Here is a 1,358-nt window from a genome sequence, read left to right as displayed (position 1 = left end):
GGGAGAGGGTGCCGAAGGCGGGTGAGGGGCGAACGAAGTCCGGACGCCCAATGCGTCGGATTGGAACGGCATTCTTGATACCAAAACGTTCCACCCAAGCATCGTCACCGCGCCTGCCCCTCATCGGGTTAGGCACGAAGGGGGTCGGTGCGCATTGTCGCAACTACCGCACCGAACCATTATCGCTACCACCTGAAAGAACTCCACGCCTGATCGTCTCCAACTGGGTATCTGAAGGCCACCCCTTCTGGACTTCCGTCAGCTTCCCGTCCCTGAAGAAGTAGAACATCGGAGTCGTCCAGCTCTCAATCTGCGGCCAAGACGAGYGGTTGTAGGCAACCGCTACATTTGAGGACGCAGGATTCTTGGCAAGCTGCATCATCGCTGCAACGTGGAGGTCATCATCCACGGGCATCAGCCAAATCGCACGCTTACGGAAGAACCCCGCCAACTCTCTGTCCGCGGATATCGCCGTCAGCGCCTTCTTCGAAGGAGCGCAGTGCGGCCCATAGACCACGATGACAGAAAGACCCTTCTGCCACTGGTAGTTCTCCACCACAGGTCGACCGCTGCGGTCAGCACGAATGACCAGTGGCAAATCCTGGTTCAGACCCGGAGCATGCTTGAGCGCAGGAGCGTCAGTCTCGCTAGCCAACCCTTGACCGGCCATCTCATCGAAGGCTCGAACCCGTACCAGTGAGCTACGCATGTCGGAGCGCACCTTCTCGGTTGCCTGACCCCGGCGCTCCAGTAGATCGAACGCTGCCACGATATCTGGCAAGTAGGCCGCATCGTTCGTGTAGAAAATCGCCGTGGTGGTTGCCTTGAACAGATCAAGCAACTCTTCTGGGTCCGTGAGGGACGACATGGGCCGATAGTGCGCCCGAAGCGTCTCGTAGTGCCTGGACACACGGCGCGCGAACTCAAGGCCGCCACTATCCAGGCCCGAGGTATGGAGCGCTGCGACCTCGTCACGGAAGCTCTCGATCTGCTGGCTACGCTGATCTTCGGCTGCGGCCTGTGCGTAGGCAGGGCCGGCCATCAGCGCCGCCAGTAGAACGCCGTGTACAAGTACGGTCCGCAACATCAGGCGATCCTTCTTCCTGGAAGATCTCTAGTACTGGACTCGCCATGGCATGCCAGCGCGCCAGATGGCGCGGCGAAGCTCGCCGCGCCATGTTCGAAGACTAGCAGTTGTTGGTGCAAATCTGCTCTTGGGAAGGTGAGCAGGTCCCGGGACTCGCGCACCGGTAATTATGATGGCCTCCGCACTGGGACGGCGAGTCGATGGGGGAAACCTGATCGAAATAGCACTCGAAGTTGGCCGGCTGCACGCCCGGGATACCGCCGCCCATGAG

1 protein-coding gene is annotated in these 1,358 nt (G+C 60.2%); it reads right to left on the bottom strand.

Annotation, left to right across the window (positions count from 1 at the left end; translation table 11 throughout):
* Positions 1 to 163 precede the first annotated feature (163 nt).
* Positions 164 to 1,087 carry a hypothetical protein gene (locus AC04MI_RS25215; RefSeq protein WP_476499049.1) on the bottom strand — a complete coding sequence of 308 codons (924 nt, stop codon included), beginning with the start codon at positions 1,085 to 1,087 and terminating at the stop codon, positions 164 to 166.
* Between the last annotated feature and the right edge of the window lie 271 nt (positions 1,088 to 1,358).

The organism is Acidovorax sp. LjRoot204 (genome assembly GCF_056175785.1).
Note: the sequence above shows the minus strand (reverse complement) of the source record. Positions and strands in the feature narration are given on the sequence as shown.